This is a genomic window from Mesorhizobium sp. P2_H9 (genome assembly GCF_056403215.1).
This window is the reverse complement of record NZ_JBFUFX010000004.1, coordinates 78,241-92,591: the sequence shown is the minus strand read 5'-3', so window position 1 is coordinate 92,591 and position 14,351 is coordinate 78,241. Positions and strand designations below refer to the sequence as shown.

Below are 14,351 nucleotides of genomic sequence, written 5' to 3'. Positions count from 1 at the left end.
CGGGGCGGGCTGGCATCTGGAAATGAGGCAATTTTGTTGATCGCGACGCGATGGAAGACGCCGCTGATACTCGGCGTTATCACCTCTCCGCTGTTTCTGGCCGGTTGCAGTCAGACCACCCACAGCATGTCGGTCGCCAGCCTGACCGATGCTATCACGCCCAGTTTTCTGAGCCGCCCGTTCGGCCACACGCCGAAGGACAAGGAGTGCCTGGAACGGGCGATGTTCTTCGAGTCCAACCGTTCGAGCCGTGACGGCATGATCGCCGTCGGCACCGTCGTCATGAACCGGCTGCGCTCCGGCCAGCATGGCAGCACCATCTGCGACGTCGTCGGCGAGCCAGGCCAGTTCGCCCCCGGCGTGATGACGCGGCCGATGAATTCCAAGGCGATGCCCGATGTCGAGGAAGCCGCCGAGGCGGTGCTCAAGGGCGAGCGCAAGGCTAAGCTCAAGAACACGATGTATTTCCACACCGCCGGCCTGAAATTCCCATACAAGAACATGCATTACACGATGGTCGCCGGCGGCAACGCCTTCTACGAAAAGCGCGGCCGCAACTGGCAGCCGCTGCCGGACGAGCCGACGACCATGGTTGCCTCCGCAACGCCCAGATCATCTGTGCCTGCTGCTCCGGTCACGCTTGTCGCCTCGGCAGAGCCGGTAGATCCTCTCAAGGCGACAGCCGCCAAGGCAACCTATGTGACTGCCGCCGTGGCGCAGCCTGTGAAGTCCGCAAGGGTGAGCCCTGTCAAGCCGGCCCTCGTCAAGTCCACCGCCAAGCCGACGATGGTGGCGATGCAAGAGCCCATGCAGGAGCCGGACGCCGCCCGTTTCGGCGGACCCGCGAGCCCGCAGATCATCACCTCGTTCCCGGCCGCGCCGCAGCAGGCAGCGATGGCATTTGAATCGACGCCGGAGAACACCGACGCCGTCGCCGCGATGATCGTCGGCCAGGAAGCAAACTAGGCGGCGGCGTTCGATCGCCGCTTCCTTTGCGCGTTGATACGTTCCAAAGCGCGTCAAAAAATCCTAAACCGGTGCGATGTCCAAGCGAATCGCCGGTCCCGAGATCGAACGCCTGATCCAGCTCCTGGCCAAGGTGCCGGGGCTCGGTCCCCGTTCGGCCAGACGCGCTGCCCTCCACCTCATTAAGAAGAAAGAGCAATTGCTGTCGCCGCTCGCCGCCGCCATGAGCGAGGCGGTCGACAAGGTGCGCATCTGCTCGACCTGCGGCAATGTCGATACGTCCGACCCTTGCATGATCTGCACCGACCCGCGCCGTGACGCCGCCACGCTCATCGTCGTCGAGGATGTGTCCGACCTGTGGGCGCTGGAGCGGGCGGCGGCCATGAACGTGCGCTACCATGTGCTCGGCGGCACGCTGTCGCCGCTCGACGGCATCGGTCCCGAGCAGCTCAACATCCGCTCGCTGGTCGACCGCGTCGCCGGCGGCGAGGTAAAGGAAGTGATTCTCGCCGTCAACGCCACCGTCGAGGGCCAGACCACCGCGCATTACCTCACCGACCAGCTTTCCGGGTTCGAGATCAAGGTGACCCGGCTGGCGCATGGCGTGCCGGTCGGCGGCGAACTCGACTATCTCGACGAGGGCACGCTGGCCGCTGCTCTACGTTCGCGGACGGCGTTTTGACGCAATTGGCAAAGAAGAATGCTCCTGAGATGACTGCATTCCTTCGCGCCCCCCTCTGTCCTGCCGGACATCTCCCCCACGCGGGGGGAGATTGGCAGCTTCGCGGGCGGCGCTTTCTTTTCAACGTTGGTGACTGGCGAAAGTGGAATCGACAGCCGATCTCCCCCCGTGTGGGGGAGATGTCCGGCAGGACAGAGGGGGGCGCGACAGAGTGCGGCCTTCGCAAACCCAGCTTCGCATTTCTTCTGGCCGCACTAATTGGCCTCTTCATCTCGTTCCCAGCCTCCGCCGCGAAGATCGACGATCAATTCCGCGCCTGGCTGCAGAGCGACCTCTGGCTGGAAGCCAAGGCCAAAGGCATCTCCAAAAGAACCTTCGATGCCGCCTTCGATGGCGTGACGCCCAACCTCAAGCTTCCCGACCTTGTCCTGCCTGGCCAGAAGGCGACAACACCGCAGAAGCAGCATCAGGCCGAGTTCGGTTCGCCCGGCGCCTATTTCGCCGAAAAGACCGTGCGCGCCGTCACATCGGGCGGGCGCACGCGCGAGGCGGCCAATGCCAACACGCTGGCCGCCATCGAAAAGCGCTACGGCGTGCCGGGTGAGGTGCTGTTGGCGATTTGGGGTCGGGAGACCGGCTTCGGCGCGGCAAAGATGCCTTACGATGCCTTCGAGGTGCTCGGCACCAAGGCGTTCATGTCGACGAAGAAGGACTTCTTTCGCACCGAGCTGCTGGCCGCGCTCGAGATCGTCGAGCGCGGGCTGGCCCCGGTCGGTGCGATGAAATCGTCCTGGGCCGGCGCGCTCGGCCAGCCGCAATTCATGCCGACCTCGTTCCTGAAACATGCCGTCGATTTCGATGGCGACGGCCGCGTCGATATCTGGAATTCGACGCCGGACGTGCTCGCCTCGATCGCCAACTACCTCGTCCACTATGGCTGGGTGAAGGGCCGCGGCTGGGGTTTTGAAGTGACGGTGCCGGAAGGTGTCTCTTGCTCGCTCGAAGGTCCGGACCAGGGTAAGAAGATTTCCGAATGGACGGCGATGGGCATCAAGCGCGTCGGCGCCAAACCGTTCCCGGCCAGCGAACTGAAGGCCGAAGGCTTTCTGTTGATGCCGGCCGGGCGCAGCGGCCCGGCCTTCATCGCCACGCCCAATTTCTACGTTCTGAAGCAATACAACACCAGCGACCTCTACGCCCTGTTCATCGGCCATGGCGCCGACCGCATCGCCCATGGCGACAGCGATTTTTCCGGCAGCTGGGGGGCGGTCGGCGGCCTCTACCGCTCCGACATTGCCGGCCTGCAGCGGGCGCTGGAGGCCAAGGGGTATGATGTTGGCAGCGCCGACGGCCTGCCCGGTTTCAAGACGCGCCGCTCGATCGGCGAGTGGCAGGCCAAGAACGGCCGCGCCGCCACCTGCTTCCCCGACGCCGATCTGGTCGCGGCGCTGAAGTAGCCACAAAACTTAGCAGATTTTTCCCGATTGGCGGCTTCGATTAGCCGGCATATGCGTCGACGCGGCCCTGCCCATTCTGGTCCAATAAGCTGTCGTGCAAATGCTCGTTGCCGGCTTGTAAGCCGCCGGATATGGTGTTGACCAATTGGACAAAAACCACGACGGTAAGGGGTCGGAGGGCCGTCGTTCGACCCCGGAATTAATTCTGCAGCCTGAGCCGGGAACTCGGGTCAACAAACCAACAAAACAGGGAACAATCAAAATGATGATGGAAAAGTTTGCTCTACGCTCGCGCGTCTTGCTCGCAGGCGCTGCCATGTCCGCGCTGCTGCTGGCCGGTGCGCCGGCTGGCGCGGTCACGCCCGCCGACACGCTGGTCGAAGGTTTCGCGATCGACGACATCATCTCCATGGATCCGGGCGAGGCGTTCGAGCTCTCGACCGCCGAAGTCACCGGCAACACCTATGATCTGCTCGTCCGCCTCGACCTTAGCGACACGTCCAAGGTCAAGCCTGATCTCGCCGACAGCTGGACCGTCTCCGACGACGGCCTGACCTACACCTTCAAGCTCAAGCCGGGCCTGAAATTCGCCTCCGGCAACCCGATCACCGCAGCCGACGTCGCCTACTCGTTCGAGCGTGCCGTCAAGCTCGACAAGAGCCCCGCCTTCATCATCGGCCAGTTCGGCATCAGCGGCGACAACGTCACCGAAAAGGCCAAGGCAGTCGATGACGCAACCTTCCAGTTCACCGTCGACAAGGCCTATGCGCCAAGCTTCGTCTTGAACTGCCTGTCGGCAACCGTCGCTTCGGTCGTCGACGCCAAGCTCGTCAAGGAACATGTCGCAGCCGTAACGCCGAGCGCCGACTACAAGTGGGACAACGACTTCGGCAATGCCTGGCTGAAGACCGGCTATGCCGGCTCCGGCGCCTTCAAGCTGCGCGAATGGCGCGCCAACGAGGCGGTGGTGCTGGAACGCAACGACAATTATTTCGGCGAAAAGGCCAAGCTTGCCCGCGTCATCTATCGCAACATGAAGGAAAGTTCGGCCCAGCGCCTGGCGCTCGAAGCCGGTGACATCGACGTTGCCCGCAACCTCGAGCCGAACGATCTCGACGCCGTCGCCAAGAACGCCGACCTCACCACCACCAGCGCGCCGAAGGGCACGGTCTATTACATCAGCCTCAACCAGAAGAACCCGAACCTTGCCAAGCCCGAGGTTCGCCAGGCCTTCAAATATCTGGTCGACTATGATGCGCTGAGCACGACCATCCTCAAGGGCATTGGCGAAATCCACCAGGCCTTCCTGCCCAAGGGCGACCTTGGCGCCATCGATGACAATCCCTTCAAGCTCGACGTCGCCAAGGCCAAGGGACTTCTGGCCAAGGCCGGCTTGGCGGATGGCTTCAGCGTGACCATGGACGTGCGCACCGGCCAACCGACAACCGGCATGGCGGAATCGATCCAGCAGACGCTGGGACAGGCCGGCATCAAGCTCGAGATCATTCCCGGCGACGGCAAGCAGACGCTGACCAAGTATCGCGCCCGCAACCACGACATTTATATCGGCAATTGGGGCCAGGACTATTTCGATCCGAATTCGAATGCCCAGACCTTCGCCTCGAACCCGGACAATTCGGATGCCGGCAAATCCCATACGCTGGCCTGGCGCAACTCGTGGGACATTCCAGATCTGACCAAGGAGACAGAAGCAGCACTGCTGGAGAAGGACGCCGGCAAGCGCGCCGAAATGTACAAGGATCTCGAGCAGAAGGTCCTCGACACCAGCCCCTTCGTCATCATTCACCAGCAACTGGAAGTGGTTGGCCTGCGCAAGAACCTCAAGAACCTCGTGCTCGGACCGAGCTTCGACACCAACTTCGTCGGGCCGGTCTCCAAGGAATAGCGTTCGCGGACGCGCCGCATGAGCGCGGTTGAAAACCAAGTGGCGGCGCGGCGCGGTAGCGCCCGCGCCGTTGCTGTTGCATCCTTCGCTGGCCGCTTCCTGGTCATCGCGATAACGACCTATCTCGGTCTTCTCGCGGTCACCTTCTTCATTGGCCGTGTCATCCCGATCGACCCGGTGCTGGCGGTGCTCGGCGACCGGGCGCCTCTCAATGTAGTCGAGCGCACACGCCGCGAGATGGGTCTCGACCTGCCCCTGGTCGAGCAATTCTATATCTATGTGAAAAACGCCCTGAACGGCGATTTCGGCACCTCGGTGCTGACCACCAATCCTGTCATGACCGACATCCGCCGTGCCTTTCCGGCGACGATCGAACTGGCGACGCTGGGAACCTTGATCGGTTCCGTGCTCGGCGTGCCGCTCGGCGTGCTGGCTGCGGTGCGGCGTGGCAGCATCATCGACCAGATTGTGCGCATCGTCGGGCTGATCGGCTATTCCGTGCCGATCTTCTGGATCGGGCTGCTGGGTCTGGTGCTGTTCTACGCCAAGCTGAAATGGGTCGCCTTTCCCGGTCGCCTCGACGTCGTCTACGAATACACCTTCACGCCGATCACCGGCTTCTATCTTCTGGATGCGCTGTGGCAGCGCCAATGGGATGTCTTCTATGACGCCTTCCGCCACATCATCCTGCCGGCAGGGCTGCTGGGCTATTTCTCGCTCGCCTACATCAGCCGCATGACGCGCTCGTTCATGCTCAACGAGCTCGCCCAGGAATACATCGTTGCGGCGCGCGCAAAGGGCCTGTCGGAAACCCGCATCATCTGGCGCCATGCGTTGCGCAATGCCGCCGTGCCGATGGTCACCGTGATCGCGCTTTCCTATGCCGGGCTGCTCGAAGGCTCGGTGCTGACCGAGACCGTGTTTTCGTGGCCTGGCATCGGCCTCTACATCACCAATTCGCTGCAGAACGCGGACATGAACGCCGTGCTCGGCGGCACCATCGTCATCGGCTCGGTCTTCATCGCCATCAATCTTTTGTCCGATCTGCTCTACCGCGTGCTCGATCCAAGGACCAAGGCAGGATGAGCGCCGAGGTGATCCAGAGCCGTCGCGATTGGCTGCTCAGCGAGCGGCCAGCCTCGCGCATGCAGGCCAGGCTCGGCCGCACTTACGTGGCGTGGCGGCGCTTTTCCGCCAACCGGCTGGCGTTTCTTGGCCTGCTCATCATCATCGCGCTGTTGGTGGTCGCGGGCCTTGCCGATGTGCTGGCGCCCTATTCCCCGACATTCGGCGACCTCAAGAATTCGCGGCTGTTGGCGCCAAGCGCCGCGCACTGGTTCGGCACAGATGACCTTGGCCGCGACATCCTCTCGCGCATCATCTTCGGCTCGCGATGGACGCTCTATGTCGTCATCCTTGTCGCTGTCATCGCCGCCCCGATCGGCCTGCTGGTCGGCACCGTAGCCGGCTATGCCGGCGGCTGGACCGACGCCATCCTGATGCGCATCACCGACATCTTCCTCGCTTTCCCGAAGCTGATCCTGGCGCTGGCCTTCGTTGCCGCCCTTGGCCCCGGCATCGAGAACGCGGTTCTGGCCATCGCCATCACCTCATGGCCGCCCTATGCCCGCATTGCGCGCGCCGAAACGCTGACCGTGCGCAATTCCGATTACATCAAGGCGGTGCAATTGATGGGCGCTTCGCCGTTCCGCATCGTTTTGCGCCACATCATGCCGCTCTGCATCTCCTCGCTGATCATCAGGGTGACGCTCGACATGGCCGGCATCATCCTGACCGCCGCCGGACTCGGCTTCCTCGGCCTCGGCGCGCAGCCACCGCTTCCCGAATGGGGCGCGATGATCGCCTCGGGCCGTCGCTTTGTGCTCGATCAGTGGTGGGTGGCCGGCGCGCCCGGCTTCGCCATCCTCATCGTCAGCCTCGGCTTCAACTTGCTCGGCGACGGCCTGCGCGACGCGCTCGATCCAAGGAGTGGCGAGCAATGAGCGGCGACCGTGCGCTTCTCGAGGTCGACAATCTGCGCGTCACCTTCCCGACCCGCACCGGCCTGATCGAGGCGGTGCGCGGCGTCTCCTTCTCGCTTGGCCGCGAGCGGCTGGGCATTGTCGGTGAAAGCGGCTCGGGCAAGTCGCAGACCGGCCGCGCCATTATGGGCCTGACCCCGCCGCAGGCCCGGATATCGGCCAACAAGCTTGCCTTTGACGGCATCGACCTGCTCGGCGTGTCGCCGCGCGAACGAAGGGCCATGCGGGGAAAACGTATCGCCATGATCCTGCAGGATCCGAAATACTCGCTTGACCCAGTCATGAGCATCGGCCGCCAGATCGTCGAGACGCTGCGGACGCATGAGAAGGTCGGCAAGGCCGAGGCACGCGATCGCGCGCTCGCCATGCTGGAAGCGGTGCAGATCCGCGACCCGGCCCGTGTCTTCGACCTGCATCCGCATGAAGTTTCCGGCGGCATGGGCCAGCGCGCCATGATCGCCATGATGCTCATCGCCGGGCCGGAAATGATGATCGCCGACGAGCCGACCTCGGCGCTCGACGTCACCGTGCAGCTCGACGTGCTCGGCATTCTCGACCGGCTGGTCAGCGAGCGCGGCATGGGGCTGATCTTCATCTCGCACGATCTGCGCCTGGTCTCGTCCTTCTGCGACCGGGTGATCGTCATGTATGCCGGCAAGGTGGTCGAGCAGTTGAAGGCATCCGAGCTCCGCGACGCCCAGCATCCCTATACGCGCGGTCTGCTCAACTGCATGCCCAGGATAGGCTTCGAACGCCACCCACTGCCGGTGCTCGATCGCAAGCCGGAGTGGGCGGCATGACGGCGGCGGCGCTCTCTGTGGACGGGCTCGAGGTGATCTTCGACCGCTTTCGCGCGCTGAAAGGCGTCAGCCTCGAAGTCAGGTCAGGCGAATCTTTCGGCCTGGTCGGCGAATCTGGCTCCGGGAAATCGACGCTGCTGCGGGCAATCGCCGGCCTCGCGCCGGTCGCTTCAGGCGGCATCACCGTCAACGGCAAGAAGCTTGGGCTGCGCCGCGACAAGGCTTTTTACCGCGAAGTGCAGATGGTCTTCCAGGACCCGTACGGCTCGCTGCATCCGCGCCAGACCGTCGACCGGCTGCTGCAGGAGCCGCTCGCCATCCACGGCTTTGCCGATGGCGAAAAGCGCATCCAGCAGGCGCTGGACGAGGTCGGCCTCGGCAATGGCTTCCGCTTCCGCTATTCGCATCAATTGTCAGGCGGCCAGCGCCAGCGCGTCGCGATCGCCCGTGCCCTGATCCTCGAACCGTCGATCCTTTTGCTCGACGAACCGACTTCGGCGCTCGACGCTTCGGTGCAGGCGGAGGTGCTCAACCTGCTGGAAGAAATCAGGCGGCGACGCAAGCTGACCTTCCTGATGGTCAGCCACGACCTCGCCATCGTCACCCATATGTGCGAGCGGCTGATGGTGATGCAGAACGGCGAGGCAGTCGAGAATCTAACCGCGAGCCAGCTGATCGGGCACCGCGTGACGAAGGATTATACGCGCAACCTGCTCAGGGCGAGTGAGGGGTTTGTGAGGACCGTTTGAATTCGCTTCTTTCTGCCCACTGCGTTCTGGGGTTTCCTATGGAGGAATGGAAGTTCGAAGACCCACCCAATGTCGCGGTGTTGTCGGACAAGAGCATATTTGAACGTGGCGACTGGATCGCATACGTTGTGCACGAAGCTGACGACGACGACACCTACAACGATGAAGGTGGCAGTTGGCAATTTCATAGCAGCGACACTCGAGATTGGGACGAACGCGAGATAATGCTCGTCGGCCTGCAAGAGGTCGTTCGGTTGGATGAAAGCATCCTTGCCTTGGCCGATTTGCCAAAAGGCTGGCATGCCTGGCGCACCTCAAGATCGTCGCCGTGGCAGCGCGCCAAATCGCGCCCCGAACCCTCCAACGACAATGAATGATGCGGCAGAGCTTTAAGCTGGGCCTTGCACCAGTTCGCCGTTCTCAGAAATAGGCGGTTCTTCCTGGCCTTTCGGCTCCTTGATCCGGAACCACGCGACATAAAGGGCCGGCAGGAACAGCAGCGTGATCGCCGTGCCGGCGATGATGCCGCCCATCATGGCGTAGGCCATCGGCCCCCAGAACACTTCGCGCGCAATCGGGATCAGAGCCAGGCTGGCGGCGGCCGCCGTCAGCGCGATCGGCCGCATGCGGTGCTCGGTCGCCTCGATCACGGCCGCCCAGCGGTCCTTGCCCTCGCGCACCAGATCCTCGATCTGCACGATCAGGATGACCGAGTTGCGGATCAGGATGCCGATCAGCGCCAGCACGCCGAGGATGGCGACGAAGCCGAGCGGCGCGCCGCTCGGCACCAGGGCCGCGACCACGCCGATCAGGCCGAGCGGCGCCACCGCCACGACCAGGAACAGGCGCTGGAAGCTTTGCAGCTGGATCATCAGGATGGTCGCCATGACGAACAGCATCAGCGGCACCACGGCGGCGATCGGTCCCTGGCTCTTGGCGCTTTCCTCGACCGAGCCGGCGGTTGCGATCGAATAGCCCGGCGGCAGCTTGGCGATGAAGGCGTCGACCGATGGCTTCAATTCGTTGACGACGGTGGCGGGCAGCACGTCGCCGACCAGGCCTGCGCGCACGGTGATCGTCGGGATGCGATTGCGTCGCCACACCGTCGGCTGTTCGAGGTCGTAGCGGAAGTTCGCCACCGCCGCTAGCGGGATCGCCTCGCCATTGCCGGTCGGCAGCTGCATGTTTTGCAGCGTGTCGATCGAACCGCGTTCGGCCTCGCGCGAGCGGGCGACGACGTTGATCAGATAGGTGGCGTCGCGCACCTGGGTGATGGTGGCGCCACCTACCGTGCTGTTCAGCGCGCTGGCGATGTCTGAGGAGGTGATGCCGAGCTGGCGCGCCTTGTCCTGCAGCACGTCGACCCTGAGCACGCGCTGCGGTTCGTTCCAGTCGAAAGTCGGTGCCGCCAGCTTCGGATTGACCGAGATCAGGCCGGCGAATTGCTGCGCCAGTTCGCGCACCGTCTGGATGTCCGGACCGCCGACGCGATACTGCACGGGGCGGCCGACCGGCGGCCCGAGCTCAAGCGGCTTGACGAAGGCGTCGGTGCCGATGAACTCCTCGCGCAGCAGCTTCTCCAGCACCGGCTTCAGCCGGTTGCGCGCCTCGATGCTCTTGGTGACGATGACGGTCTGGCCGAAATAGGGATTGGCCGGCTGGACGTCGAAGGCAAGCAGGAAACGCACCGCGCCCTGGCCGATATAGGAGCTGAAATGATCGATGTCGGGATTGCCGGCCAGCGCGCGGCCTTCGAAGCGCTCGATCTGGTCGCGGGTCTCGGTAATCGACGAGTTCTGCGGCAGGTTCCAATCGACGATCAGTTCCGGCCGGTCCGAAGGCGGAAAGAACTGCTGCTGCACGAGACCGAAGCCGGCTATCGAGCCGGCAAACAACAGCACCGTGGCGATGATGGTCAGCCAGTGATGCCGCACCGAGCCCAGCAGCACGCGCCGGAACAGGCTGGTGAAACGGCCGGGCTTGTCGTGATGCTGTTGTTTCATCGTCGCCGGCAGGATGGTGACGCCGAGCAGCGGCGCAAACAGCACCGCGACGATCCATGACACCAGAAGCGACACGGCGATGACGACGAACAGCGTGAAGGTGTATTCGCCGGCGGCGCTGTTGTTGAGGCCGATCGGGATAAAGCCGGCGACCGTGACCAGTGTGCCGGTCAGCATCGGGAAGGCGGTCGAGGTGTAGACGTAGGTCGCCGCCTTGCGCAGCGTGTCGCCGACCTCCAGCCGCGCCACCATCATCTCGACGGCGATCATGGCGTCGTCGACCAGCAGGCCGAGCGCGATGATCAGCGCGCCCAGCGAAATGCGCTGCAGCGAGATGCCGAGATAGGCCATGACCGTGAAGGTGATGGCCAGCACCAGCGGGATCGACAGCGCCACGACGAAGCCGGCGCGCATGCCGAGGCTGATGAAAGACACTGCGAGCACGATGGCGACCGCCTCGGCCAGCGCCCGGGTGAAGCCCGAAACCGCCTCCTCGACGATGACAGGCTGGTCGGCGACAAGGTGCACGCCGACGCCGACCGGCAGGTCGGCCAGCACCGCGTCCATTTCCTTCTCGAGTGCGGCGCCGAATTCGAGCAGATTGGCGTTGGGCTTCATGCCGATGGCCAGCCCGATTGCATCCTGGCCGTTGAAGCGGAACAGCGCCGTCGGTGGATCGGCGTAGCCGCGCCGGATCGTCGCCACGTCGCTCAGCCGGAAGAAGCGATCGTTGACGCGCAGATTGATGGCGCGCAGGCTCTCCTCCGAGGTGAACTGGCCGCCGACGCGTACGCTGACGCGCTCGGGGCCGGATTCGACGACGCCCGACGGCGTGATGGCGTTCTGCGCCTGCAGGCTGGCCACGATCGCCTGCTGGTTGAGGCCGAGTGCGGCGATCTGGCGGGTCGAGAATTCGAGATAGATGGCTTCGTCCTGGGCGCCGACCAGATCGACCTTGCCGGCGTTCGGCACGGCCAGGATCCTGGTCCTGACATCCTCGACATAGTCGCGCAACTGGCGCGGCGTCAGCCCGTCCGAGGTGAAGGCGTATATATTGCCGAAGACATCGCCGAAGCGGTCGTTGAAGAACGGCCCCTGCACGCCTTGCGGAAATTGCGGCGCGATGTCGTTGACCATGTTGCGCACCTGGGTCCAGTTCGGCACGACATCGCGCGCCTTGGTGGTGTCCTTCAGGTTGACGAAGATGACGGTCTTGCCCGCAGTGGTGACCGAGCGGGTGAAGTCGAGACTGTCCAGTTCCTCCAGTTTCTTTTCGATGCGGTCGGTGACCTGCCGCACCGTCTCGTTGACCGAGGCGCCCGGCCAGTTGGCCTGGATGACCATGGTCTTGATGGTGAAGTTCGGATCTTCCTCACGACCGAGATTGAGATAGGCAAAGACGCCGGCGACGACGAAGACCAGCATGAAGTACCAGACCAGCGAGCGGTGGTTGAGCGCCCAGTCGGAGAGGTTGAACCCCTTCATGTCGCCCCTCCTTGGCTGATCTTGACCTTTTGGCCCTCCACCAGGCTGTGGACGCCGGCGGTGACGACGCGCATGCCGGCCTCGAGGCCTTCGGCGACAATGAAGGTGGCAGCACCCTTGGCGGTGACCTTGATGTCGCGCGAACGCACGCTCGACGTCTGCTCATCGACAATCCAGACCTTGTCGGCGCCATTCTTCTCGAGCAGTGCCGACAGCGGCAGTTCGATCGTCGGTGCAACCGTGGCCACGCGTGTCGCCGTCACCGTCGAACCCAGCCGGAATGCCTGCGGCGGATCGGTCAGCGTCAGCCGGACGCGGCGGGTCCGCGTCGAGCCTTCGGCCTGCGGTGCGATCTCGCGCAATTTGGCCTCGGTGTGGATCGTCGGCAGCGATTGCAGAATGATGTCGAACGGCGTGCCGGCTGAGAGGTCGTCGGTCAGCTGGTCGGGAATGTCGACGACCGCGTCGCGCAGGTCCGAACGCGCCACGGTGACGACGGTCTGGCCGGGTGAAACCGTCTGGCCGACCTCGGCGCCGACCGCTGTGACGACCCCGTCGAAGTCGGAAAACAGACGGGCATAGCCCAGCTGCTCCTGCGATTTGGCAAGTGCTGCCTTGGCCTTTTCGACGCCGGCTTCGGCTGCCTTCCTGGCTTGCTGCGCGGCATCGAAGACGGCCTGCGAGGTGTTGGCGGCGGCGAGCAGCTGGCGCTGCCGCTCCTCGCTGGCGGCGGCATTGGCGAATTGCGCCTCGGCGTTGGAGAGTTCCGCCTTTGCCGCCTGTACCGCAAGCTCCAGCGCCGTCGGATCGAGTGTGGCGATCGTCGTTCCCTTGCCGACGATGTCGCCGACCTTGACGTCACGGGAGACGATCCGGCCAAGCAGGCGGAAGGCGAGATCGGCGCTGAATTGTGGCTCGACCGAGCCGGCAAAGCCGAATGTCTGGCTGGTTTGCGGTTCGATCACCACCGACAGCACCGGCCGGATGATCTCGGGCGGCTTCTCCTCCGACTGCGAGCAGGCGGCGAGCCACCCGAGCGTAAGCAGGCCAAGCAAGGCAGGGATGCGCGGCAGCCGGCTCATTGTCCCGCTCCCGATATCTCGACCGTCTGGCCGGGGCAGAGCAACTGGCCGCCTGCGGTGACGACGCTTTGTCCAGCCTCCAGTCCCTTGTCGATGACGACGATGCCGGAATCGAAGGCCAGAACATTCACCGGTGCCGTTGCCACTGCCTTGCTCGACGCATCGACGACCCAGACCGCCGGTCTGCCCTCGCTCGAGGTCAGCGCCTGCCAGGGCAGGATGATGGCTTTCGACGGCTGGGCGCTGACCGAGCCGATGACCGCCGCGCCCAGCGGCATGCCGGCGGGGGTGTCGGGAATGGCGATCTTGACCCGGATCGAACCCGAAGCCGGATCGACCGCCGGCGCGATTTCGCGCACCTTGCCCATCGCCTTGACCTGCGGGTCTGACAACAGCGTGATGGTTACCGCCGGCGATGGTGCGGTCTTGGCGACCAGGGTTTCCTGCACATTGAACACCGCATCGCGGTCGCCGTCCTCGGCGACGGTGAAGACGGTTTGCGCCGCCTGCACCACCTGTCCGGCTTCGACCTGGCGTGCGGTGATGACGCCGGCGGCCCCGGCTCTGAGTTCGGTGAAGGACAGGTTCTCCTTGGCGTTGGAAAGCGCGCTTTGCGCCGCATCGACACTGCCTTGCGCCACCTTCAGCGCCTGGTCGGCGGCATCATAGTCGCGCCGTGTGGTGAACCCCTGGGCAAGCAGCGTCTTCTGCCGTTCGAAGGCCGCGGTGGCCTGGGTCAACTGCGCTTGCGCCGCATCGAGGTCGGCCTGGGCGGAGCGCAAATCGGATTCCTGTTCCTGCGGATCGATGCGGGCAAGCACGGCGTCCTTGTCGACATGCTGGCCGACATCGACAAGCCGTTCGGCGACACGGCCGCCGACCCGAAACGACAGATTGTTCAGCGTGCGCGCCGCTATCACGCCGGTCAGCGAGGTCCTTGGCGCATAGTCAGCCACCGTCACTGTTTCGGTGCGCACCATGACCGGCAGTTTTTTCGCGGCCGCCTCCTGCTTCTGACAGCCGGCCAGAAACAAACTCAATGCACAGGCCAGAAGGACGGGAGCGGCTGGAAATGACAAAGGGTTGGAAGGCTGCGGGGCGGACGATGTCGCGTTCCTGCTCATGGATCCCTCATCAGCCTGTGACGCTCGTGACCGGCGAGCTGTCGCAGACGACTGG

General features: G+C 64.1%; 12 protein-coding genes. 9 read left to right on the top strand and 3 right to left on the bottom strand.

The features are described from left to right. The first annotated feature begins 36 nt into the window (after positions 1-36). The 9 genes from AC1DXN_RS08720 to AC1DXN_RS08680 all read left to right on the top strand — a co-directional run bounded on the left by AC1DXN_RS08720 (position 37) and on the right by AC1DXN_RS08680 (position 8,979). Complete coding sequence (locus AC1DXN_RS08720; protein WP_477275500.1) at positions 37-966, top strand: cell wall hydrolase; 930 nt, start codon at positions 37-39, stop codon at positions 964-966. Between the two features lie 76 nt (positions 967-1,042). After that, positions 1,043-1,648, top strand: a complete 606-nt coding sequence (gene recR, locus AC1DXN_RS08715) for a recombination mediator RecR (RefSeq protein WP_477241542.1) — start codon at positions 1,043-1,045, stop codon at positions 1,646-1,648. A 179-nt stretch (positions 1,649-1,827) separates the two neighbouring features. Next, on the top strand, positions 1,828-3,105 hold the full coding sequence (locus tag AC1DXN_RS08710; RefSeq protein WP_477275498.1) for a lytic murein transglycosylase: 1,278 nt from the start codon (positions 1,828-1,830) through the stop codon (positions 3,103-3,105). A 262-nt stretch (positions 3,106-3,367) separates the two neighbouring features. Next, positions 3,368-5,011 (top strand): ABC transporter substrate-binding protein, encoded by a 1,644-nt coding sequence (locus tag AC1DXN_RS08705; RefSeq protein WP_477275497.1) that lies wholly within the window; start codon positions 3,368-3,370, stop codon positions 5,009-5,011. 18 nt (positions 5,012-5,029) lie between these two features. Then, positions 5,030-6,097, top strand: coding sequence for an ABC transporter permease (locus tag AC1DXN_RS08700; protein WP_477275495.1), 1,068 nt, complete (start codon positions 5,030-5,032; stop codon positions 6,095-6,097). Beyond that, positions 6,094-7,014, top strand: coding sequence for a nickel transporter permease (gene nikC / locus AC1DXN_RS08695; RefSeq protein WP_477241548.1), 921 nt, complete (start codon positions 6,094-6,096; stop codon positions 7,012-7,014). Before AC1DXN_RS08700 ends, nikC begins: the two co-directional genes overlap by 4 nt. After that, positions 7,011-7,853, top strand: a complete 843-nt coding sequence (locus AC1DXN_RS08690; RefSeq protein ID WP_477275493.1) for an ABC transporter ATP-binding protein — start codon at positions 7,011-7,013, stop codon at positions 7,851-7,853. The genes nikC and AC1DXN_RS08690 overlap by 4 nt, the downstream gene beginning before the upstream one ends. Then, entirely contained in the window at positions 7,850-8,602 is a 753-nt protein-coding gene (locus tag AC1DXN_RS08685) for an ABC transporter ATP-binding protein (RefSeq protein ID WP_477275491.1), read from the top strand. Before AC1DXN_RS08690 ends, AC1DXN_RS08685 begins: the two co-directional genes overlap by 4 nt. Positions 8,603-8,640: 38 nt before the next feature. Beyond that, the gene (locus AC1DXN_RS08680; RefSeq protein WP_477275489.1) at positions 8,641-8,979 is read left to right on the top strand and encodes a hypothetical protein; all 339 of its coding nucleotides are present in this window, start codon (positions 8,641-8,643) and stop codon (positions 8,977-8,979) included. A gap of 12 nt (positions 8,980-8,991) precedes the next feature. Here the strand turns inward: AC1DXN_RS08680 and AC1DXN_RS08675 are convergent, their stop codons facing one another. From AC1DXN_RS08675 to AC1DXN_RS08665, 3 genes are read right to left on the bottom strand one after another with little or no spacing between them, the layout of a single operon-like run. Further along, a complete protein-coding gene (locus AC1DXN_RS08675) occupies positions 8,992-12,090 on the bottom strand; it encodes an efflux RND transporter permease subunit (RefSeq protein WP_477421522.1) in 3,099 nt (1,032 codons plus the stop codon). Beyond that, on the bottom strand, positions 12,087-13,172 hold the full coding sequence (locus tag AC1DXN_RS08670) for an efflux RND transporter periplasmic adaptor subunit (protein WP_477275486.1): 1,086 nt from the start codon (positions 13,170-13,172) through the stop codon (positions 12,087-12,089). Before AC1DXN_RS08670 ends, AC1DXN_RS08675 begins: the two co-directional genes overlap by 4 nt. After that, a complete protein-coding gene (locus tag AC1DXN_RS08665; protein WP_477275484.1) occupies positions 13,169-14,296 on the bottom strand; it encodes an efflux RND transporter periplasmic adaptor subunit in 1,128 nt (375 codons plus the stop codon). Before AC1DXN_RS08665 ends, AC1DXN_RS08670 begins: the two co-directional genes overlap by 4 nt. Between the last annotated feature and the right edge of the window lie 55 nt (positions 14,297-14,351).